Annotated in this window: 22 protein-coding genes and 1 pseudogene; 14 read left to right on the top strand and 9 right to left on the bottom strand. The window is 37.5% G+C overall.

Annotation, left to right across the window (positions count from 1 at the left end):
• From DXB92_RS11790 to DXB92_RS11755, 8 genes and pseudogenes are all read right to left on the bottom strand, one after another.
• A pseudogene (locus DXB92_RS11790) lies at positions 1-233 on the bottom strand (site-specific integrase); the annotation flags it as partial.
• A gap of 45 nt (positions 234-278) precedes the next feature.
• Positions 279-884 carry a recombinase family protein gene (locus tag DXB92_RS11785; RefSeq protein WP_117734012.1) on the bottom strand — a complete coding sequence of 202 codons (606 nt, stop codon included), beginning with the start codon at positions 882-884 and terminating at the stop codon, positions 279-281.
• Between the two features lie 137 nt (positions 885-1,021).
• Positions 1,022-1,984 (bottom strand): class II glutamine amidotransferase, encoded by a 963-nt coding sequence (locus DXB92_RS11780; RefSeq protein WP_117734011.1) that lies wholly within the window; start codon positions 1,982-1,984, stop codon positions 1,022-1,024.
• A 1-nt stretch (position 1,985) separates the two neighbouring features.
• Positions 1,986-3,116: an amidoligase family protein gene (locus tag DXB92_RS11775; RefSeq protein ID WP_117734010.1), complete on the bottom strand. Its 1,131-nt coding sequence runs from the start codon at positions 3,114-3,116 to the stop codon at positions 1,986-1,988.
• Between the two features lie 66 nt (positions 3,117-3,182).
• Entirely contained in the window at positions 3,183-3,467 is a 285-nt protein-coding gene (locus DXB92_RS11770) for a DUF960 domain-containing protein (RefSeq protein ID WP_117734009.1), read from the bottom strand.
• Positions 3,468-3,730: 263 nt separating this feature from the next.
• A complete protein-coding gene (locus DXB92_RS11765) occupies positions 3,731-6,742 on the bottom strand; it encodes an ATP-binding protein (RefSeq protein WP_117734008.1) in 3,012 nt (1,003 codons plus the stop codon).
• Between the two features lie 120 nt (positions 6,743-6,862).
• A complete protein-coding gene (locus tag DXB92_RS11760; RefSeq protein WP_117734007.1) occupies positions 6,863-7,198 on the bottom strand; it encodes a hypothetical protein in 336 nt (111 codons plus the stop codon).
• 208 nt (positions 7,199-7,406) lie between these two features.
• Positions 7,407-8,726, bottom strand: a complete 1,320-nt coding sequence (locus DXB92_RS11755) for a hypothetical protein (protein ID WP_117734006.1) — start codon at positions 8,724-8,726, stop codon at positions 7,407-7,409.
• Between the two features lie 614 nt (positions 8,727-9,340).
• Between DXB92_RS11755 and DXB92_RS11750 the strand changes: the two genes are divergently transcribed.
• From DXB92_RS11750 to DXB92_RS11735, 4 genes are all read left to right on the top strand, one after another.
• Positions 9,341-9,718: a hypothetical protein gene (locus DXB92_RS11750; RefSeq protein ID WP_117734005.1), complete on the top strand. Its 378-nt coding sequence runs from the start codon at positions 9,341-9,343 to the stop codon at positions 9,716-9,718.
• Positions 9,700-10,245, top strand: coding sequence for a relaxase/mobilization nuclease domain-containing protein (locus tag DXB92_RS11745; RefSeq protein ID WP_117734004.1), 546 nt, complete (start codon positions 9,700-9,702; stop codon positions 10,243-10,245). The genes DXB92_RS11750 and DXB92_RS11745 overlap by 19 nt, the downstream gene beginning before the upstream one ends.
• 305 nt (positions 10,246-10,550) lie before the next feature.
• The gene (locus tag DXB92_RS11740; RefSeq protein WP_040646831.1) at positions 10,551-10,739 is read left to right on the top strand and encodes a helix-turn-helix domain-containing protein; all 189 of its coding nucleotides are present in this window, start codon (positions 10,551-10,553) and stop codon (positions 10,737-10,739) included.
• A 19-nt stretch (positions 10,740-10,758) separates the two neighbouring features.
• Positions 10,759-10,938 carry a helix-turn-helix domain-containing protein gene (locus DXB92_RS11735; RefSeq protein WP_117734002.1) on the top strand — a complete coding sequence of 60 codons (180 nt, stop codon included), beginning with the start codon at positions 10,759-10,761 and terminating at the stop codon, positions 10,936-10,938.
• Between the two features lie 38 nt (positions 10,939-10,976).
• On the opposite strand, the gene DXB92_RS11730 is transcribed toward DXB92_RS11735, so the two are convergent.
• Positions 10,977-11,333, bottom strand: a complete 357-nt coding sequence (locus DXB92_RS11730; protein WP_117734001.1) for a helix-turn-helix transcriptional regulator — start codon at positions 11,331-11,333, stop codon at positions 10,977-10,979.
• Positions 11,334-11,514: 181 nt separating this feature from the next.
• Between DXB92_RS11730 and DXB92_RS11725 the strand changes: the two genes are divergently transcribed.
• The 10 genes from DXB92_RS11725 to DXB92_RS11675 all read left to right on the top strand — a co-directional run bounded on the left by DXB92_RS11725 (position 11,515) and on the right by DXB92_RS11675 (position 23,279).
• Positions 11,515-11,760 (top strand): hypothetical protein, encoded by a 246-nt coding sequence (locus DXB92_RS11725; protein ID WP_117734000.1) that lies wholly within the window; start codon positions 11,515-11,517, stop codon positions 11,758-11,760.
• 77 nt (positions 11,761-11,837) lie between these two features.
• A complete protein-coding gene (locus tag DXB92_RS11720) occupies positions 11,838-13,694 on the top strand; it encodes an SEL1-like repeat protein (protein WP_181977054.1) in 1,857 nt (618 codons plus the stop codon).
• Between the two features lie 21 nt (positions 13,695-13,715).
• Positions 13,716-15,308 (top strand): tetratricopeptide repeat protein, encoded by a 1,593-nt coding sequence (locus tag DXB92_RS11715; protein WP_117733998.1) that lies wholly within the window; start codon positions 13,716-13,718, stop codon positions 15,306-15,308.
• Positions 15,309-15,331: 23 nt separating this feature from the next.
• Positions 15,332-16,810 carry an AAA family ATPase gene (locus DXB92_RS11710; RefSeq protein WP_117733997.1) on the top strand — a complete coding sequence of 493 codons (1,479 nt, stop codon included), beginning with the start codon at positions 15,332-15,334 and terminating at the stop codon, positions 16,808-16,810.
• Positions 16,811-16,820: 10 nt separating this feature from the next.
• Positions 16,821-17,918, top strand: coding sequence for a hypothetical protein (locus DXB92_RS11705; RefSeq protein ID WP_117733996.1), 1,098 nt, complete (start codon positions 16,821-16,823; stop codon positions 17,916-17,918).
• Positions 17,919-18,426: 508 nt separating this feature from the next.
• Positions 18,427-20,826, top strand: coding sequence for a PHP domain-containing protein (locus DXB92_RS11695; RefSeq protein ID WP_117733994.1), 2,400 nt, complete (start codon positions 18,427-18,429; stop codon positions 20,824-20,826).
• Positions 20,795-21,121 carry a hypothetical protein gene (locus DXB92_RS11690; RefSeq protein WP_117733993.1) on the top strand — a complete coding sequence of 109 codons (327 nt, stop codon included), beginning with the start codon at positions 20,795-20,797 and terminating at the stop codon, positions 21,119-21,121. The genes DXB92_RS11695 and DXB92_RS11690 overlap by 32 nt, the downstream gene beginning before the upstream one ends.
• Positions 21,122-21,898: 777 nt before the next feature.
• Positions 21,899-22,627 carry a hypothetical protein gene (locus DXB92_RS11685; RefSeq protein ID WP_117733992.1) on the top strand — a complete coding sequence of 243 codons (729 nt, stop codon included), beginning with the start codon at positions 21,899-21,901 and terminating at the stop codon, positions 22,625-22,627.
• A gap of 5 nt (positions 22,628-22,632) precedes the next feature.
• Positions 22,633-22,839, top strand: coding sequence for a hypothetical protein (locus tag DXB92_RS11680; protein WP_022411421.1), 207 nt, complete (start codon positions 22,633-22,635; stop codon positions 22,837-22,839).
• Positions 22,840-23,057: 218 nt separating this feature from the next.
• Complete coding sequence (locus DXB92_RS11675; RefSeq protein ID WP_181977052.1) at positions 23,058-23,279, top strand: response regulator; 222 nt, start codon at positions 23,058-23,060, stop codon at positions 23,277-23,279.
• The last annotated feature ends 40 nt before the right edge of the window (positions 23,280-23,319 follow it).

The raw sequence follows: 23,319 nt of genomic DNA, 5'->3' as shown, positions 1-23,319 counted from the left end.
CGCAGCCAGTCGAGAAAGGTGGTGGAAGTCGGGTCAACGTGTTTCTGAAAGTGGATCTTGTACTCCTCTTCGTGCAGCTTTTGAATTGCCTCTGCCTTAGTTTTGGCATAGTAGGAGATACGTTTCGGCTTTCCGATCTCAAAATCGTAGCCTGCTGTGACACGAATCTCAAATCTGCCGTCTGCCCGTTCCCGAATGCTGCCTTCGTTGTGGTTTCTCTTTTTGCGTTCCATATCGGATACCTCCTATGTGATTTTATGGATTTGTTGCATATCCGATTAAAATGGATTATTTTGTCTGAGCCGGTAGTAAGAGGAACGGGAGATGTGCAGTTGACCAATGGCTTGGGACACGGTGATTTGCTTTGCCTCAACAGCCTGCATCACGATTTCCCAGTTTTCGGGCAGTTCCAGCGTTGGTCGCCCAAACTTGATGTCCTTCTTTTTCGCCGCATCAATCCCCTCACGTTGTCTGCGTCTGATTTTCAACCGTTCATTTTCCGCAATGCTCCCAAGCACCTCAATCAGAATCGCATTGATCATATCCATGACCCACATCTGCTCCGGCGGAAAATCGGTCAATGTAGTTGGAATGTCAAGGATTTTGACATGAATGCCGTTGAACTTGAAATACTCCAGCTCCTGCTTGATGTCAGATTTGCTGCGACTTAATCTGTCCAGTTCTTTGATGACCAGCGTGTCGCCGCTCCTGAGAATCTGCTTTTTCAGATATTGGTAACCCTCACGTTCGGTATCTTTGCCGGAACATTTGTCCACAATGATATTATCTCTGCTGACACCATAATTTGTGAGAGCCTCGATCTGCCTGTCCTCGTGCTGTTCTCTGCTGGAAACACGGGCATAGCCAAACGTTCTGTTGTCCATAAAAACACCTCCAATTGTCTCAAAAAGTCCAGGCACTTTTGGGACGTCCCAAAAGTCAAAAACGGACCTTTTGGCACAGGTTTTTGAGAAAAAAATGACTGCCTCAAAAAGTTTACCTTTTGAGACAGCCAAAACATTTAAAAGATTGCCGTATTGCTTTCTTGACACTGAATTGCACAAATCGTATCATGAAGAAAAGTCGTATCACACAGCATTTCCTCGATCTCATCGGCAGAGTAACCATAGTCCAGCAACAGGAAAATGTCATCTTCTGTCACACCATAGCAACTGCACATCTCCAACAGCAATTCTTCCTGCTGGGTGTAGTACTCCTCCTCCAACTCATCATACCAATCAACCCACTTGCCGAACCGGAAACTTTCTTGCACTTCAAAGGTGGAGCCGCTTAAAAACCCATAACGGTCAATCTTCAAGATCGTACCCTCTTCCACATGCAACACTTCAAACGGATACTTGTGGAAACCAACTTTCTGCAATGCCTTTTTCAGAATGCTTTCGGTCGAGGCATAAACGTAAAGACCTAGCTCTGTGAAGTGGAGCAGGCACATTGGGTTTGAACCTTTCACCAGATAGAGCGTGTTGTCCTCGTCCAAGGCGGTAAAGCAAAAACTACCCTGCACAGATTCTGCCATGCTTTTGAGTGAATCGAAGTCCAACTTGCCCTGCTGCTCCAACAGCTGCACTGCAACATAACTGTCAGTTTCGATCTGCGTTTGCGGCAGGTGCTTTTCCACACGCAGTTCCTTATCATTGTACAGCACGCCATTGTGAGCAAAGGCAAATTCTACGTTGGCATGACCATAAAAGGGGTGGTTGTTGTAGTTGAACTTCTCGTTGCCCTGTGTGGTCATACGAGTATGTCCCATAACGGCTCTTGTGCCGTTTGGTGCGTTGAATCGAATCTTGTGGGCAGGTTTCGGTCTCTTGTAGATGGTGACCTTACCGCCTTTCACATAGGCAATCCCAGACGCATCTGTTCCTCGTTCTTCTGCGGCATTTGCCAGAGCCTGTGTTAGTTTTTTCAACAACCTGTCCGACACAATGCCCTTATAGTCCAGCCAACCAAATAATGCACACATTTTACATCTCCTCCTCTGCACAAACTTCTTCGTTGATGTACAACTGACGCTCTTTCAGATATTGAATCAACTCTGGCTCTGTGATGTCGGCCACAAAATCCGACCATGACAACTTTGCAATAGAATCGTCCGTGTTGTACATGGCGGAATCACAGATACGGTTGACCAGCTGAATGGTCGCAATGAACGTGTTGTATTTCAAAGTGTCACGAAACAGGCGAAACTCCACAGTGTGATAGTTGCAAAGGTTCACGGCAGCATACCGACCGTTGCCGCCCTTTTTTGCCTTGTCCATGATTGCTTTTGGGGTATGTTCATAGCCGTATCTTGCCGCCCAGCGGTTCATGGCGTATTCCGAACGACGACTGAATTTCAAGAGTTCATTCCAGTGATGCTCCACAAAATACAGGATTCTGGAGATCACCTCGTCTTGTCCCTCTTGGCTGTCGGAGAATGCGTTGCGGTTCACATGAAGATGCAAGCCGCAGGTGCTTGTCTGATGCGAACGATAGCCTTGACGAACGGCACGGTGCATGATATCTTCCCAAGGAAATTCGTTGATGTGATAGTCCATAGTGCAGGGATGGGAAACCAGTTCCATGCCATCGTCCAGAGAGCCGTCTGTCTTGATGTAGAGCAGGTCTGCATGGGCGTTGGCAATGTCCAGCAGTTCTTCGGCACAATCATCGTCTCTGCCTGCTCCGTCAATTTCCAGTTCGATGCCAAAATAGCGGTTGCCTTCGCCGTAGAAAATGGGATTTGGCTTGTAGCCGTACTCGTGAATCAGATTGCTCTCTTCTCGCTCATCCTCGTAGCAGTCACGGCAGTACGTCTCGCCGTCCAGATAGTAGGCATCGTCCTCGTGTAAGAGAGCATCACAGCAGCTGCATCTAGTGTAGTTGTGATGGTAGCAATGACTGCACAGCGTGATGTCGTTATCGCCATAAACATCCTCGTCCCAGATGCGTTCGCCACAGCATTCACAGGTGGTGGTGTGGTTTTCCAGACAGTCGGAGCAGATGATTTGCCCATTCCATTCCGTATAGTCATCGTCATCGATAAGGCTGCCACAGCACTCACAATACAAGGTTTCTTCTTGTTCGTTCTGTTCTTTTTTTACTTCTTCACTCATTTGAAATTCCTCCGTAAAATGAAAATTGCCCTACCGATTTTCTTCGGTAGGGCTTTGTGTTTGGGTTTAATATTCTTCTGCTAAGAGCATGGTCGAGTGGTCTATGTCATCAATGACATAGACCTTTTGATTGACTGGATTGGCAAGGTCAATCATATATTCCTTGCTGTACTCCGGCTGCTCCGAAAAGTGGTGGATGTGCTGTTTTCCGTTGGATACATCAAGCTTGAATACCTGGAAATAGTCCCGTTCTTCTGGTAACTGGTCGATACAGTTCCACAGAAACAATTGCAGCTCCATTGGTATTTCTGCCTGCACACCTCTGGTCAAAAATCGCTTGTTCTGAAACATTCGTATACCTCCTTTCGCTGATTTATTATGTCCCTATGTTCCGCCCGAAGGCGGTTTTTCTATGCGGTCGACATGATCGTATCATCAGTACCTGGCACAGATTCACGATAATGATATACAATTGAAAAACAGAAAAAAGGCAAAGTACATCAGTGTACTTTGCCTTTTGAATTTCTTGTGGGTTGTCTTGTATGCTTCACATCAGAATTTCGTCTGAAATGGAACGAAGTTTCGGAAAGTGTATCCGTGAACAACGCCGTTTTTCAAGCCGTGTTCTTTGTGGTTGTAAAGATTGCCATTGATGTAACACTCGCCTGTTCCATGGAAGTGAGTTCTGTTACAGGAACTCCGATGGCCTTGGAAATTGATTTTGCCGAAATGGTATCGGGCTGTAAAAAGACTCTGAGTGCTGCAAGATTGATTACCTTTAGGAGGTCTTTGTTGTTGCTGGGAAGGAATTGGGTTGCATAGTTCAAGCTGATGTGGTACTTTCTTCCCTCTTTTAGAATCTGCGAGATCGCACCATTGGGACTGAAATTCTGATTCTGGATCTCATCAATGAACACGGCAATATGCTGTGTCGGGTTGTTACGCTGCGTGTAGAACAGTGACATCAGAAGCATATCCACAAGTGCAGAGCCGCTGGAACAAGATACAGCATCTGTTGAAATGACGATAATGCCTTTGCTGTCATCAAAGAATTCGCCCCAGCTGCGGTCACTGCTGGCATATTCCAGAAAGCAAGAGAGCATATCTTCAAACTGCATGACAAGGCTGTCAGACATAGATTCGTCGGTTAGTCGTTCGTACAGATCAATCATGTTGACCGATCTGTTTTCCATAAGATCGCTGATTCCAGTGCGTAAGGCAGCTTTTTGAACCTTCCCCATATTCTGAATGTGTGCAGATACAATGGCGTCAATGATTTTTCGTTTGGTTTCGGGAACACTTGGATATTGGAGATTCAGAAGATCTACTGGGACACCAAGCTCTTCGACCTTGTGAAATGTTACATTTTCGGTGATGAATTGGTCTGCCAGTGCTTTCGCATGATCATCTCTGCCAGCTGAAAGATTCTGGAGCATTGCTGCTCGTGTGAAGGAATCACTGGTGTCTAATATCACGATTTTCTGACCAGCCCGAAAAAGACTGCACATACGTTCCGTAAGACTGTTGGTTTTTCCGCTTCCGCTTTGACCGAGATAGAAGCAGTGCATATTGTCAGCTTTCTCGAACTCGTATCTTTGGTATACCTTTTCTCCCAGTCGGTTGGTTGCAATAGGAAGCAGGTGTTCAGCAGGAGCAGTTTCTGAGAACCATGCAGCATACTTGCTTTCTTGAATCTTCAGGCATAATGTTTTATCGAAAATGCCTTCCGATTCCATTGCCAGAAAAGTCACTCTTTGAGCCGCTCCATTCTGATAAACCGTCAATGGATATCGCTTTTTCTTTGTTGCGTGAAGCAGTCCCACATGATCCAAAGCTTTGATGATATTATGCACACTGTTCGTTGTTTTCATTTTCGGAAGGATCACATTCCGAATTGTACATTCTTCCAGCATGATCAGATCATCCTTTACAATGAGTTGATATGCACCTGCAACGTAATTCATTTCTTTGCTGTGCAGAACGATTGAAATATCTCCGGATTGAATGCATTGACGCAGGACAGCAGAAAAGTCATTGACGATCACATCATCGTTGTCCGCAGAAATTGCGTTTGCCTCTATATAGGAGTGCAGAAGGAAATTGGAAACGTCATTGCTGTTAAATGAGTGGGATAGCTGCAATTCCACAAAAGATGCAATGCTTTGAATGGCAGCAAAACTGATATTGCTTTGCATATTTGGAAGTTCGGTATGTATATCTTGACAGATCTCATTGACAATATTCTTTTGCTGGATAAGTCTCTTACAAGTTGATAAAATAAATTTTTTGAATTCACTGAAATTTTCGCAGGCAATGTCAATCAGATAGCGTGTGATACAGTTAAGAGCATAGCACATTTTGTGTTCTTCCTCCTGTGTCATCTCTGTATAGAAGTCATCGCTGAGGCTGATATAGATCTTGTTGTCTTTTTCGAGAACAGATGATGCAAAGTTTGAGAGAATCGCAGTGCAGTGTGGTAATGTTTCATTATCTTCATGCAGTGCCAGAATGTAATGAAGTGCTTCATTTCTTCTTGCTTCGTTATCGATGATATTGCAGTCATTGATGACGATCGTATCGTCTTTCGTGCTTTGAAAAACTCGTCTGATTTTGGCTTTGTTTGTATCAAAAGAAATCGGTGTTTGTCCTCTGTTAAAACCTTGCAGAAAGAACGCTGCCTGTCTTGCAGAATCGGTATTTGGATAGGAAATTACAACGATTTGCTTTGGCAGGTAGTGAATATCATCCAGAATACTTGAAAAAATTCCGCATAGAGAAATGATGTAGAGCATACGTTTCTCCGGTTTGTTCAGATATTTTTCAACATAAGACTTGATTTTTTCAGGTGCCTTCTTATCTCCTGTCATGTAGTTGCTGCGGATGTTTTCAGAACAGCATAAAAGAATTTCTGGCGGTATAGAACCATCATTGCAATAAAATTTTGCGTATTCTTTTTCCTCTTTCATGTATGTGGAAAATCCAGCATGGTATGGAATCATGTCCGCAAAATCATTTTGGTACATCGAGGTGATATACCATGCAAGAAAGCGATCGGCCATTTTAGAACTGGAGCAGACATATGTGAATCCAGGAAATCGGCTGACCAGTTTCTTTTCTGTAAGCTCTTTTTCTGTGATTACTGTTGTTCGAGGATTTCCGATTGTATCCTGATATGCAATTTGGAAAACGTTTTTATAGCTGTTTTCATCGCAAATGGCATAGTTTCTGACGCTGTTGATTTTAATTCTTCCAATTGTTGTACGGTTGCCATTATGGACGCAAATTCCAATATTGCTGCTGTTGATAGTAAACAAGTCTGGTTGTTCCTTTTTTGTGCGTTTCATGTTTTCCAGATGCATTCTCAGCATTTGATTTTCTTCTTGTGATACTTTTAAATCATTTGTTGCTTGATTGACATATGCCAGACTTTGATTGACCATCTGACTTAACGCTTGAATGGAAGAATTTTGTTCTTGTTGCGGAATGCAGGATTGCGGCATATTTATATTGGGATATACTTGTTGATTTGGATGACCGTAATAGGGGTTTTGATTTCCAGTTACTGTTGTATTCTGTTGTACCGGTTCATTTTCTCCTTGAAACACAAAAACATCCTGAAAGCTCATGGTTTCTTCCTCCTGAAAATATCGTATAGAGTCAATACAATTGGTGTATTGCTATTTATATTGTACAAAAAATCAGGAGAATCGACTACGTTGATTTTCTCAAAAAAATGAAATGGACTTTCACCTTGGAGCAGGCAATTGAGATGAGGTATCGGGATTATCTTTTAAATTGCCAAGCCATAAAATATCCAGTTTGTTTGTCTGTTTGTAAAGTAAGAACCGAACACAGCAAAGATAATTCAGATCTTCTCCGAGATAGATCGGAATGGTGAATATTCTGCTGAGAATGGGTTCTCGCTTGTAATTTTGCGTGGTATCGTAAAGGTAAATGATTTCGTCAGCAAGTTCATTGACCAAAGTATCAAGTGAACCTTCGACAAGTGGAAGCTGCCTGTTTATCTCTATAGCTTTTTTGAAATTTTCGTCTTCCATGGAGAGAGCTTTGACTTTACTCATATAATGAATTCCTTCTTGTACGATTTCTTTTACTCCAGGCAGACGAATTCGGCGGTATGGTTTATCCCAGCACAAAAGGCAGATAATCAGCCTGTGATAAATTTGAAAATTTGGTTCCACTCTTACGTTGGAAAGGTCTTGACGTTTTGCAGATAAAACCTTAAAAATGTCAGCATTGAGAGAATATAACGTTATCCAGAATTCAAAACTAGATGTGAAAATTGCAAAAAACGATCGGATAGAGGCTGTGATGTAAATACTTTTTCGTTTCAATACTATGTGGAGAGAATATCAATTGGATCAGTTTTAAAAGACACTTATCTGCCTGAATCAGATCCTGAATAACATCCTTTGCTCCGATGGATAAAAGAAAACGCAGAGTCAGTCTTTTTATAAGAATCTGTTTTGGCAGTTCAGGTGCCTGAGGCAATAGCTTGACTGCTGAGGTAAGCGTATGTTTTCCGCTGCCATAGTATCGAATATATCGATCTGTATAAGATGTCTTTTGTTCGGAAATCGACATCAATTCCTGTACAATAATAACCCATTCCAATACAGATATTTTCTTTTTGGATTTCCAGAGCTCTGAAACTTCGGGAGCAAATCGAATCGCAAATTGATAGCTTGAATTTGAAGTGCGGATAATATCTTCCATTGTCACAGATTCTTTTAAGAGTAGAAAACTCCATATATGATGGATCGATTCATTTTCGAGATCAATATGCTTCTTGTCTATGAGGGGAAAAAATGATTCCCAGGTCATGTGCTCTGAAAAAACTGCGTGATCATTCAATGCAATGACTTTTGGTGTAAATCGATTTGCATCAGGAAACTCATAAGAACTTCGGCGGCAATCTTCAACTTTTGCAATGATACGGCTGGAGAGCATTATGTTGTAAAAAGTGTCAATGACGTTCTCTCCTTCGTGCTTGCTTTCAAGGATTCCATTCTTTTGGATTTCTTCGATAAAAAATTGAAGTTCTGCAATCGCTCTTTTTAATTCGTCAGTTTTCGTGTGGGTTTCACCCATTGCGAATTGACACAGATGAGTTTGGAGATATTGCCAGTGATCAGCGATCCTTTCAATTTCCTTCTCTCGATATTCAGGATGGCTTACACCCTGACGAAGTTCAGCAAGGTCTTTGGCAAACTTTTCTCCATAAACAGCATTGGGACTATCCGTGTGTTCCAAAGAAGGATTTGCGATAAGATCGATAATGGAAATCGATTTTTGGGAGGAGAATGCGGGATAGCACGTATGAAATAAAAAGTACATCAGCTTTAAAACATTGAATTTTTCTGGATCGTTTGTTGCATAAGATTTGATGTCAAGTCGCAATAGTTTTTTGGATTTATTTAAGATGCCGCTGGAATCTCTTCTCTCGAAAATTTCTCTTGAAGTAAAGGAATTCGATGTGCTATAGGGTTGTTCATTATCAAGAGTTTCATACAGTCTGGTGTATGTCAGAAACTCTTTGAATGCTTTCTGGTAGGCTGTTGCCATGTGATAACTGAATGGTTCGGGCATAAGATCACCTCTTATCACATTGTAGCATAAAACATTACTGCCATCAAGTTTTTGGAGAAAAATAAAAAAGTGTACTCTTTTTCAGAAAAAAACTTTTTGGGTTTTCAAAATCAGCAGGGTTTCAGCATTTTGCAAACTGAAAAAATAGAAAAAGAGTACAAATTTTTTGGAAAAGCAAAAAATGATTCACGTGTTATTCCTGGAAAGTGTGTTTAAGAGGCGGTTTATGAGAGGCTTTGAAACTCTTGCGATTCAGTATCTGGTATATGATTCACGAAAGAAAGTATTACTTTTTTCTACAAATAACCTAACATAAAAGTAAAGCTGAATCGAGATAAATCAGCTGTTATGCAGTCATATCGATACAAATGTAGCCAAATCAGATGCAGGGAGACAGAGGTATTACCATTACCTCTGTCTTGCAGAATTTACTAAATAGCAAATAGTAATCATTATCAATAATAGTATATAGCTTAGTAATCATAGTAGATATATATAGTATACATATATATTGTTATGATATATAACATAATAGAGTATGTAGTATAATCAGTATATATCACTATCACATGATTGTATTGTATATCATCACATAACCAGAAGGAGGAGTTATCATGAGAAGTGAAAAAGAGAAGAAGTCCATTACAAAGAGCATTAAGCTCTCCCCGTTACAAGTACAACAAATTGAAGAAAAGGCAAAAGAGAAGAATCTGACGTTTAGCAGCTATATGGTGGACTGTGCCGTACATGGAAACAATAGCATTACACCACAAATGGCAGTTCGGATGCAGGAACTTGTGAATATGGTGCTTGAAATTGCGGACAGTATTGACAGCACGGAATATATTCGAAAAGAGGAACTGCGGCAGAAAGCACATGATCTGGACGGCTTATTTACTTCTGTATCACCGCAAGAAAAGTATGCAAACTTGGAGAAAAAGATGGGCTTGTTTGTAGAGGGAGGACTTAGCTTATGGGAATCTTTAAAGTAATCAGAAACACGAGTGATGAACTACACTACTTATACAACGTTCTGAATTATACGATGGGCATACATACGGACTATGATAAACGCTATAGTCCGAACGTGGATATATACAATGCTTACGAGCAGTTTCTTTCCGTGAAGAAATATTTCGGTAAGACAAGCGGAAATCCGGCATTTCATTTTATTGTCGTGTATGATGCAAGATCGACTTGGGGTGATAATTATGAGCGAGCGGAATCTATGAGCCGGAGTATTGCCGCTTATTTCTCGGACAAGTATCAGATCGTTTACGCAATACACCGAAAACCCTGCTCAAAGAGATATGGTGGTTGTTCGTCGGTTTATCATGCTCATTTTGTTATGAACTCGGTCAGCTATATAGACGGGACAATGTTCGCAGGGAACAGATCAGAACTGTATGCTTTTCTGGACTATATCAAACGAGTTACAGGAGATAAGTCCTGGGTAACACAATATGGTTCTGAGAAAGGAAAAGGTTATCAAGGTGTTTCTGATGCTGTGGCAGTGTGATTGAGCCTGTTTTGGTTTTGGCTGCATTGTGGCGAAATGGCTTGTTCTCAGTGTAGGTGTGGAGTGGGTTATAGGACGTTTAAATGACTGGATTGCATCGGATTATTTTGATTTTCAAATTCCGAGCGGTTCAGTCATTTTTTCTTTTCGTGGAAAACTGGGATAACTTGTGGAAATCCGATATAACTTGAAACTACACATAGTATCCTATGAAAAAGACTGTGTATCCAAGCAAGCCGTATAAAAAAACACCAAATGCTCCAAAAAAATACGAACATATTAGTAAAGAGCAGGAGGTGATAATTATGGTAGCTCTACAGTACACAGAAACAAAGTATTTGCTGAAAGTTAGCGAGGCAGCAAATATGCTGGGTTTGAGTGTGCATACAGTTTACAGACTGATCGAACAGGGTGAATTGCAGTGTAAGAGATTAAGCGTCAGAAAAACGCTGATCCCTGCATCAGAAATTGAGCGATATGTCAACGAGCATTGACGGAAATAGGAGGTCGCATATGCTTACAACAAAGGAGATACTTACAAGAGAAGAGATCATGGAGATTTTGAAAATCGGCAGAAGCACGTTTTATAAGCTTTTGCAAACGGGTGAACTGAAAGGTTTCAAAGAGGGTAACCGGTACAAGGTGCCGGTTGAGTCGGTGGAACAGTATATAGAGATGAAAATGAGAACATGAAAAAACGGTATGTCCTTTTTGTGGGCATACCGAATTTTTTATGATTGATGATATTTGAAAGCGATCATCTTTTCTACAATTTCGGCGATTTCCACCGATTCTTCTTCTGAAAGGCATTGCATTGCTGTTTGGATTCTGTGGAAAGCCTCTATATTGGTTGGCTTTACTTCTATGGAAACATCCAGAAGTTCATGGAGCGGGATTTTTAGACCCTTGGAGATTTTATAGAGAGTTTCGATAGTAGGGCATTTTTCTCCTCGTTCTACTCGTCCCAAATAGGCAGGAGATATTTCTGACTCAAAGGCAAGTGCTTCTTGGCTAAGTTTTTTCTGTGTGCGAAAGGTGTAGATTCGCTGTCCGATAATATATGAAATTCGTTCACGATCGATGTCCATTTCGTCCTCCTTTGTGCTAAATGTACAATTAAGTAATACTTTAACAGCTTTAAAAGCAAGTTTCAATGACTATTAGAGCATAAATTATGTGTCTAAAAGTGTTGACAGAAGGATAAAAATGTGATACACTATATATTAAAAAGAAACTCCATAAAAATTTTTGAAGAATGGAAATGATGACATGATCGATGTATTGGTAAAAGTAAAATGTCCCTGCTGTGAAAGTGATATTGAAATGAACTGCAGTGAATGGGTTGTGGGTTCAACAAGCAGTGAAAAAAGTATGGGAATAGATACCCAATGGATAATAGAAAGTGAGTCTATGAATTGTCCAGTTTGTAATAATGAGATTATTCTTGAAGGCACTGTCGGAATATATCCTGAAGATACTATTGAATATATTGATGTCAACTTTAGAAAAGTTTGATGTCAAACATTTCGTGTCAGTAGTAGGTTGATTGAGAAATAGACGCTTTATCCTCTAACATTTTAAGGAGAATGAACATGGCAAAAAAGATAAGATTTCCACTAAAGATCAATGGAGCAGATGTAAGAACGATTGAGGAACTGAGAGAAAATTTTGACCTTGAGGGTGTCCTCGGATATTTTGCAAATGGCAAGCTTGTGATATGGCTTAGAGACCGTTATTACAATGGGGAAGCTGATGCAATAGAGAATCTGTCATCTGCGGATGAAAAATTGTCTAAAAAGATCTGCAGTATTCTAAAAGTAGAATACTCTGAAGAAGTAAGTGATATTGACATTGAATCGGTAAAGAGAAGAAATGAAAAGATTGCTTTACTAAAGCAATTAGATGAGAGTGAACAGCTTATTGCAAAGGTTGATGCAGTGGCTTTTAATCAAGATGATTTATTAGACATTCTTGATACAGGTACAGAAAAAATGATTTACTTATGCCAGGGTGATTTTGAAGTACCGTTGACCATTAAAAACATTACCTATGTTGGTATTGACAATCCGTCTGTTCTTTTACGTGCATATGATAACGTGGACTTTTCTTCTTTGAATTTAAAATTTGTCGATATTTATTACGGTTGGGATACTTCAAGCGTTTCAAGTGCAGACAATTTATATCAAGCAGAAAACCTATTCAATTTGGGGAAGTACGACGAGTCGATAAAAATGCTTGAAAATCTTGTTCGAACAGATAATCCAAGAGCGTGTTGGTTATTGCGTGTTATATTGTACTTTGTAAAAAATGAAAGTGATAGAGCATATAATTTAGGCAAGAAAACATTTGATCTGGGAGATATAATTGCGTGCAATAACTATATAAGTGCTTCACAAATTGCAAAAATAAATTTAAGGACATTAGAAAGATTATCTGAAAAAGGGGATGCAATAGCAACAAATACAATTGGATGTGTTTATTCGAGAAAAGGAGAAGGGAAAAAAATACAATATTATAAAAAAGCAATTGAGCAAGGTTATTTTCTTTCTGAATTTAATCTGGGAGATTGTTATTATAATGGTGATGGGGTAGAACAAGATTTGACGCTTGCAGCGAAGTGGTTTGAAAAAGCTGCTGAAAGAGGACATAAATCTGCACAAAACAGTATCGGCAAATGCTATTATTTTGGAGAGGGTGTGGAAGAAAACAATGAAAAGGCTGTTTATTGGTGTAAAAAAGCCGCTGAATCTGGTATAGCCGAATCTTGTGATGTATTAGCAGAATGCTATGCCTCTGGGTATGGCGTAAAGCAAGATTACCAAAAATCATTTGAATGGCGTCAAAAAGGTGCTGAACTTGGAAGTACGTTGTCTATTGTTGGCTTAGGTTGGCACTACGAACATGGAAATGGTGTAGATCAAAATTATCAAACAGCATTAAAATGGTATAAAAAAGCGTCTGAACTTGGAGATACAACCGCACAAATGAATATGGCTATTTTCTATTATTACGGGTACGGAGTAGATGTGGATTATCATGAGGCTGCAAAGTGGTGCTTGAAAGCAGCTGAAGGCGGAAATTCTGATGCTCAAGAGTCTATCGCAGAATGTTATGACTCTGGTAATGGGGTTGAACAGAATTATCAAAAGTCGATAGAATGGCGTCGAAAAGGGGCTGATAACGGCAATAATACTTGTATTTCAAATTTAGGGTGGCACTATCAATATGGAAAAGGTGTAACTCAGGATTATGGAAAGGCTTTTGAATACTACAAAAAGGCATCTGATAATGGTGATGATTGGGCAAAAAATAAATTAGGCGAATTCTATGAAAATGGATATGGCGTGGCAGTAAACATACAAGAGGCAATAAAATGGTATAGAGAAGCTGCAAAACTGGGAAATGAAGATGCAAAAGCATCACTTGAAAGACTTGGAGAAAGTTTATAATTATTCGAGGTGAAATATAGCATGGCAAAAAAGATAAGATTTCCGTTACAGATGAACGGAACAGATGTAAGGACAATTGAAGAACTGAGAGAAAATTTTGATCTTAGTAGTGTCCTTGGGTACCTTACGAATGGTAAGCTTGTGACTTGGTTAGAGGATCGTTATTATGACAATGAGGCTATGGCTGTCAGGGCTTTATCCACTGATGAAACAGATTTGAATCAAAAACTGATGTCAATTCTTGGCGTTTCAGACGATGTGAAAACTGAGGAAATTGATTTAGAAGAGATCCAAAGACGCAATGAAAAGCTTATGCTGCTTCGTCAAATTACGGATGACGAAGAGATAATTAATAATGTGGATTGTGTTGCATTCAATCAAGATGAACTATACGATATACTTGACGATGGAAAAGAAACAATATATCTTTGTCAAGGCGAATTTAATATTCCTCTTACAGTTAAAAATGTAATGTATATTGGATTAGATGATCCAATTGTTTTTCTCAGAGCTTATGACAACGTGAATTTTGCTTCTCTTAATATAAACTTTGTCAATATTTGCTTTGGATGGGATATCTCTAGCATTACAAATAAAGATCGTTTATATCAGGCAGAAAGATTGATGGAGCAGTTAAAGTTTGAAAATGCAATAAATATTCTCGAGACTCTCATAGCAGAAAAAAATCCACGAGCATTTACTTTACTTGGTTTAATTTATGGAAAAGTCTATATAAATAAAGAAAAAGAGAGAGAATTAAACAATAAAGGTGCTGAACTTGGAAATGTGTTTGACTTCATTAGTGTCGATAAAGAATTTTCAAAGTATAAAGAACTGTTGCATAAGATGGTAAACAAGGGTGATAAAATAGCAATGGGGTATCTTGGTTATATTTATTTTATTGAAAACGACTTTGATAATGCGTTTAAGTTTACTAAGCTTGGTGCGTCTAAAAAAGATATGCTTTCGTGTGAAGCGTTGTATTATCTACATATGGATGATTTTTTTTGTGGAAAAGTACCTAAAAAATATGTAGATAAAAGAAAGGCGCTTATTTATGGAAAACAGGCGGCTGCACTTGGACATGCTGATATTGCTAATAGAATGGGGGTGATATATGCCGAAGGGGAAATTGTTCCAAAAGACATGACTGAAGCAATCAAATATTATGAAATAGCAGTATCTTATGGAAATACATTTGCTTGTAATAATTTAGCGTCCTGTTATCGAGATGGTAATGGCGTTGAACAGAACTATGAAAAAGCTGTTGAATTGTATAAAAAAGCGGCTGAACAAGGATATGCTGGGGCTCAGAATGAATTGGGAGTGTTACTTTTTAGGGGTGATGGTGTCGAACAAGATTATAATCTTGCATTACATTGGTTTGAACTTGCTGCTTCAAATGGAAATGAAGTTGCAAAAGAGAATGTGGATGAGACTAGGAGAAAAATCAACGAAAGCAGCCGAATTTTGTCAGATTCAGATCTTGAAGAACTGAAAAAAAATGATGAGGCAATGAAGAAAAACATGCAGAAAATAGGCCGTGAATTAAATGACGAAATTTCATCGATAACAGACGAACTTAGGACAGATGGTTTCTTTGATATTTTTTAATACTATTTAGAAAAGAGAAAAGTATGAAGTTAAAAGAACAATTAATAAAATATGTAGATGCGGGTTACCCGATTATTTTTATCAATTCTTTTGAAGAAATAAAAACTGATGCAATAATTAAAGAAGTCATGGGCAGTCGAGAAGGACTCGAATGGAACGGAGCAAAGGGCTTTGTTGATTTCCGTACAAAGCAGCCTTTGATAAAGGGCAAGAACCTTGTAGAGACACTTCGTCTGCTTGACAGCGATAATGAACTTGACAGAAAGTTTCTTGTATTGAAAGATGCAATCGGTTTTTTGGAAGAACAAGAAGTAACAGCATTGCTGAAAGACGTTGCATTACAGATTTCTCAAGGTCTGGATACTGTTATAGTAATTGTCTCTTCGATCGTAAAAATTCCGAAAGAACTTGAAAAATTCATTACAATTGTGGAACTGGAATATCCGACACAGGATGAAATTAAAAAGCAGATAGGTCGTTTTTCAGAAGAACAGGATTCACCAATTTCAGATAGTTTGCTGGAGGAAATGTCTATTTCCTTCAAAGGACTTACAGAGTTTGAAATAGAAAGTCTGCTAGCTACGGCACTTGCTCAAAATGGTATGTTTACAAGACAGGACTTAAATTTGATTTTTGAACAGAAGCAGCAAATGATTATGAAATCCGGCATACTGGAAATGATTCCGTTGAAAGAACGTCCCGACGATATCGGCGGACTTGAAAGCTTGAAAACATGGCTTAGAAGAAAGGCCAAGGTTTATAAGTCGATAAATAAAGCAATGGATTTTGGCGTGGATATGCCTAAAGGTGTACTCATTGCTGGTGTACCAGGTTGTGGAAAATCTCTTGCCGCAAAAGTAACTGCACAACTTTTTGAAGTACCGTTATTAAGACTTGACATGGGTAAAATCATGGGGAAATATGTTGGTGAGTCTGAAGAAAATATGCGTAAGGCGATATCGCTTGCAGAGGCTATTTCACCATGTGTACTTTGGATTGATGAGCTTGAAAAAGCATTTGCAGGAATTGATGGCTCTGGGAGTGAAGTTACAGTTCGATTATTTGGAACTTTTTTAACTTGGATGCAGGAGAAAACAAGTCCAGCTTTTGTAATTGCAACTGCAAATGATATTACAAAACTGCCTCCTGAATTGATGCGAAAAGGAAGATTTGATGAGATCTTTTATGTAGGACTTCCGAATAGAAAAGAACGGAAAAAGATCTTTGAAATACATATTGCCAAACGACGTAAGTCAGATTTGAGTAACATTGATCTTGATATGCTTGTTAGTAAAACCGAGGGTTACAGTGGTGCCGATATTGAGGGTGTTGTGAAAGATGCAGTTGAAAATACTTTTGCTGATGACAAAACAAGTCTTTCGACCGATTACATTATTTCATCAATTAATAACACACATTCTCTTTCGGAAATCATGAAGGAGTCACTGAACAAACTATCAAAAGAGTACGAAACTCGCAAATTCAAGAATGCGTCTGCATAGGAAGAAAACAATGAATACAGAGAAATTTATAAGTGAAAATTTTCCTCAAGATAAAGCACAGCAGTTTGCAGATATTCTGAAGGATTCGATAAGTGATTATATTGGAAAGAAAGATAACTGTACAGTTGAAGAATGGCTGAACAGCTACCTTATGGAATGTCTGCCTGATAAAAGCCCAGAGGAAATATCGACAATTTCAAATGAAATCATCAGCACAATCCAAATTCATGATAAGACTATGGATTCTATGCACAATGCTATGAACTCTGGAAAATCTGTTGAGGCGTGGTTTCAGGAGGAAATATCCTCGCAGCAGTCTGTTGGGCAACAGGCTTATGAACTGACAGAAGCACATTCTGCCTTAACGTCTGTTTCAAATCAATATGTCGATTCGGACGAACAGCAGGAAATAGTAGATGTCGAAGTCATAGATTCAGAAGAGTGGAATGACGAAATGTGGAATAAGTACAAGATGAAAGATCTTGTTACTGAGACCGTTCGTCAGGCTGGAGATACGGCATTAAGAACTACAGCAAGTGATTTATATGAGAAAACCATGGAATATGGATTGAAGACTGTTTTGACGGATAAGGCTCTTATCAGTGAGTCGATCATAAACGGAGCAAGTTCTGGCTTGAAGATTGCAACAGCTGGTGCAATGGAAATAGCGAACGGAAATAATGTTTTTCCTGTGGATGGATCTGATACTGAGAGCCGTGCACTTATTGCTGGTGTAGCCATTGAAAATGTAAAAACACTTGGAAGAGTTGCAAGCGGAGAAATTGGAATTGCCGATGGTTTAAAGGAAATGCAGAATATAAGTGTTGCTACAGTTGCTGCAATTATAAAGTCTAAGGCAATTAATATCGGCTCTAAGATCGGCAAAAAAATAGGAACAACAATTGGTGCAGTATTTGGTCCAATTGGTGCTGCAGTGGGGCATTTTGCAGGCGGTGTCGTTGGAAAAATGGCAGGCACAAAAGTCGGCTCTAAAATCATCGAGACTGCTAAAAGAGTTGGTTCAGCTGCAAAATCTGTTGTATCTAGAGTAGCAAATGGAGCAAGGAATGTTTTCAATAAAGTGAAAAGCTTTTTTAGGGGATGGTAAATTATGATGGCAGCCTTTAAGTTGGATGGAAATAAAAATCAACGCTGTGCATTCTGTAAATATTGGTACGACTTAACAAATCAGTATATCAGACCACAAGACGCAAAGCACGGAATTTGGAAGTTTGAAACTACTGCAAAATGTCTTTGCTTGAAATGGAACCTGCAAAAGGGCGCTGGTATGCGTTGCGAGAAATTTGAGAACAAATTGGGATAACTGAGGAATCCATGGGGAATAATCAGAAAATGACTTGAGGAGCAGGATATATCCTGCTCCTCATTTTATATATACATTTGGCTTTCTTGATGATAATTATATTTTATTTTGTGAAAGCTCTTGAAAATTATTTTTAGATGTGATATAATTATTATAGATTTTCACATCTTCAATGACTGCTAGTGCAGTCTGATTGTAAAAATGTTTATATACGAATTAACGATAAATGCAATAATAAGAATATGTGATACTTTATGCAAGAAATTTGATAGAGAGTAAACGGAGGAAAAATATGAAAATAGTTGATTCAGGATATAAACTCGATTTGCATATCCATTCATGCTATTCTTTTAGTAAAGATGGGAGAAAAGTCGCATTTAACACCATAGATAATTTAAATATACTTATTCAGAAACTAAATGAGAATGGAGTTCAGATATGTGCGATAACAGATCATGATGCATTTAATTATGATATATATCGCTCGTTAAAATCTTACGAACAAATAGAGGGATGCTCTATTGTCAAAGTGTTTCCTGGAATTGAATTCTCAGTTGAATTTGAAGGAGACCTTAAATCAGTTGTTGTTCATGTTATCGCTATTTTTGATGATTCCGATGATGAAAAAATAAAAAACATTAGCAATATTCTTAATGATTCATCTGGAAATCCAAAGTATGATAGAGGCATGGCATACTCGGAAGAAACTTTTCTATCAATTTTGCGAGATATTAAGATTGACACAGTATTAATTGCACATCAAAAGAATACAATCACTAGTCAAAAAACTAAGAAAAGCGATGCTAACAGTGTAGGGCAATTGCGATTTGAAGAATTTATAGAAACTGACTATTTTGAAGCTTTTGAGTTTAAAAACAGACGAAATGAAGTGTTTAATAAGGCGTTTCTTTTTAAGGAAAATCTAGAAGAAAACATTCGTTTTATCACAGGTTCTGATTGTCACGATTGGAGAGTATATCCCAAGGAAACGTCATCTGATTCTTCTGAATTTGTGTATTCATTTGTAAAGTGCTTGCCTACTTTTAAAGGGCTAGTTATGGCAATTACGGATCATAGAAGGATAAAAAGAGTGAATAGCTTTTTTAATGTAGCTGAATCGTATCTTTCAGAAATAAATCTTACTATATCAAACAAACAATATACAATACCACTTTCGAGAGGAATAAATGTAATAATAGGTGATAATTCCATTGGGAAATCATTATTGTTACACAAATTAACACGTTATTGCAAAAGACAAAAAGGTGGAATAAAAGCAAGCTTAGTTAGTAGCTATGATAAGTATCTCAAAGCAAATAATATTGTTGTTCAATCTGAAATTACCCAAGATATGATATTTGGATTTGATATGCAAGGAGAAGTAAGAAAAAAGTTTGAAGATGATCCTATAAAATCGGATGAGTTTCTTAAAGATTTTTATCCTCCTGCCATTGATCCTTCGCCTTATCGTGAGCAAGTTCAACGTCAATTAGACAAAGTGTATCGGTATTTGCAAGAAAAATATGAGATTGACTCGTTAATATGTAATCTTGGCAGAGTGGAATTGGAAAAACTTGATGATAAAAATGTTGAAAGCCTAGTTTTTGTTGGTCAAATTAGTAAAGATAGCAAGAAAACACAAAATTTAGGAAATGTTATTTCGTCTATAAAAAGAATAATTGAAGAATTGCACACAATTTCTGAAAATCCAACTGTAACACCTGAGGATAAAGAAGAATTAAAGGCTATTGAGAAGAAGTTGTCCATTGTAGTTAGACGCTTTATTTTGAGAAAATCAAGTGTTGACAACGAGAACCAAGTCATTGGAATTTTTCAAACAGTCTTATCGGAATTCAAAGCAAAATATAATAGAGCTACATCAGATGCACACAAAAAACTTTCTTCCTACAAAGAAGCAATAAAAAAGGCTGAAGATAATATTATTGATATTATTATCAGACTACAGAACAATGCTCGTCCAGTCATTGAATTTGAACCAATTAATATTCAATTGCAGACCTATAATATTTACAATTACGAATTCCATAGTAGACTAAACATTCTTCAAATTACGCCAGAATATATTTGGTCACTTTTTGAAAATGCACTAAAAAAAGATACTAAAATACCTATCCTTGACATGACTCAAGAAGAATTGACAGATGCTTTGTTAAGATACGACGGACCTGAAGTTGGAGCGTTAGATGAGCTTAAGAAAAAAATTTCTGAAATGCTTGATGAGGATTTTAAGCCTAAATTTACTATTACAGAATCTGGTCACGATAAAACGGATGAATTATCAGCTGGTTTAAATGCAAAAATATACTTTGATATTCTTTCTTATGCAAGTGATAAGAATGGCATTTATATTATTGATCAACCAGAAGACAATATATCCCAAAAGTCTATTCGAGAATACTTGCTCGACCGCTTTAAAACTATGGGAGAACGCCGGCAAGTTATTATTGTAACTCATAATCCACAGTTTATTGTTAACCTTGATGTAGATAATGTTGTGTATTTGGGTCGGGATAGCGATGGGACTTTTGTTGTTCAATCGGGTGCATTAGAATATTACGATGATAATTACAGTATGTTAGATATTATCTCTACACATATTGAAGGTGGATTAGAAACATTACAAAGAAGGTGGAAACGATATGAAAAGAATAATAGAATTTCAAGTACTTGATGAAAAATACATTTTCAAGGAAAACAATACCAATATATTTGAAATTAACAAATTAACTAGGCAATTAGATGTAAAATCTTTTTATGAGGCATTTTTTGCTAATGGAAAAGATTATTCAGAAATTGAGTTCAATAATCCCTCTCAATTGAATAAAGATGATGAACGAATCTATAATGCAATACATGAATTAACTACAGATATCTGTACAAGGCTGAAAACAGAATTACCCACTCAAATTGATAGCCAAGAAAATTTTCAAGCATATATGATGAGTGATCATTCAGAGAAAAAATAATTAGAAAAAGTTTGCACTCAATGCTACAGTTATTTAAAGTCGAATACAATACAATCGGGTTCTATTTATTTCCATACTGATGAAGATCTTTTATTTAGAAGCTTTTATAATACTTGATCACTTAAATAAAAAGAAGGAAAACGTTTTATACATGCGACATAGATTGTAATTTGATTATGTGGCATACTCTATCGAAGAACTTACACGGCTCTCTGTAAAGTGAAATTGAATGTTGGCAAATCAAATAGATGGATTAATTTTGACCCCAAAACTGACCCCAATATACTGTACGCAGTGCGTAAGCTGACGAACGTCAAAATAAAAAATAACGCAATATCGCCATTATCGTACGATTTGCGTATGTCTGAAATGTATCGAAAATGTGAAATAAATCCCTCATAACCCGAAGGTCGTCAGTTCAAATCTGGCTCCCGCAACCATAACCGCACTGCACAAATGATACAATTGTGCAGTGCTTTCTTTTTGGAAAAACGCCGAAAATGCGTGATTTTTTCGGCTTTACCAAGCAAAAATAGCCTGCTGGGGAGCGTTTTTCTGGCAGGCTGTTTGCATTTCTGAAACAACAAAAAAACGATAGGGTAAAATAAAACGGTAGGTCGAGGCTATCGTTTTTTTGTTAAAAGCAATATTTTGATAGAAACACAACAGATTAATGCAGCTTAAATTATCGAAAAATTCGAAAATAGTATTGCTATTTACGAAAAGATGCTGTATACTTATATTAGATGCTAAATTTTCCATAAAGGGAGAGAAAAAATGAGTTACAAATTATTTTTAAGTCATTCTTCTAAAGATGAGAAAGTCGTTAATGCATTTGTTTCGTTTATGTACAAAATTGGACTTACAGAGAAAGATATTGTTTGTTCTTCTGTACCAGAAACAAAAATTGCAATAGGAAATGATATTTATGCATATCTAAATCAGCTGATTTCTGATGAAAATATATATGCGATTTACTTTTTATCTGATAATTATTACGCAAGCCCTGTATGTCTAAATGAAATGGGAGCTGTTTGGTTACGGAAGGCAGATAGTTTAAGTATTTTGCTTCCAGGATTTGATTTTAATGATGTACAAGGCGTTGTAGAAAGAAATAAAGTTGGAATAAAACTAGGAACTTGTGATAACATGACAAAAGCAGCTTTTAATGAGTTTCTTAAGATATTAAATGACAAATTTGGTATTCATCCTAATCAGACGCATTGGGAGAATGCTAGAGATGAGTTTTTGAATTTGACTTTAGAAAATAATCGAAAATTTAATATGGCTTTTGCAAGAAGTTATTGTATTGATGATTTGGAGAATGATGGTTGTAAGATCATTAAAAAGGAATCTAATCAAGAAAAAATAACTGCTATAATAAATTTTGAAAAACAGAAAGTAAATTATGTAGCATTGTTGTATTTGCTGAAAAACGAAATTTTACAAATTATATTGCAAATGATAGAAACTTGTGCTTTGAAGCTTATATATCTGAAGGAATAACTTTTTTGGACATTGAAATTTGCCTTAATGGCATTGACGTTTCCTACGAGATTTATTTAAATGAGGATTTGAGAGAATTCAAAATTCCGCTTGCTCAATTCCAAAGTACTTTTATGTTTTGGAAAGATGTTTCTGAATTGAAATTTGTGTTTCATAGGAAAAACTTTAGCGGTGAAAGAAAAGTTATAATTGAAAATCTTCGTATCGAATAAACAAATAATTGAATTAATCTTATAAAAATGATCTGCTATGAAAGTGTTTCTAACAGGTCGTTTTTGTATATAATATTATAAGTAGTATATTTTTGATAAAGTTTGGATTCGACAAAATAAAAAATATGTTTTTATTTTAGAATTTCTGATTGAAAAGCTTTTAGTCCCCTTGCTTTTTAAGATTTTTTATGGTATTATGGAAGCAAAGGGGTGATTACATGATTCGAATTGCAATTATAGATGATGCTGTCGAAATAGGAACACAACTCGAAACGATTTTGATTGAAATTACAACCAATAAAGGCATTGCAATTGATATCGATATCTATTACAGCGGGAAAGAACTATGTGAGCATCTACAAAACGGTGAATTCTACGATTTGATTTTTCTGGATATTGAAATGCCTGAATTTACTGGTATTGATGTTAGTATTCCGTAACATCTAAATACTTATAATCGGATAGAGATGTTTTAATTTA

The organism is Ruminococcus sp. OM06-36AC, from assembly GCF_003438725.1.
In the GTDB taxonomy this organism is placed as follows: Bacteria; Bacillota; Clostridia; order Oscillospirales; family Ruminococcaceae; genus Ruminococcus_C; species Ruminococcus_C callidus.
This window is presented reverse-complemented; position numbering and strand designations above follow the sequence as displayed.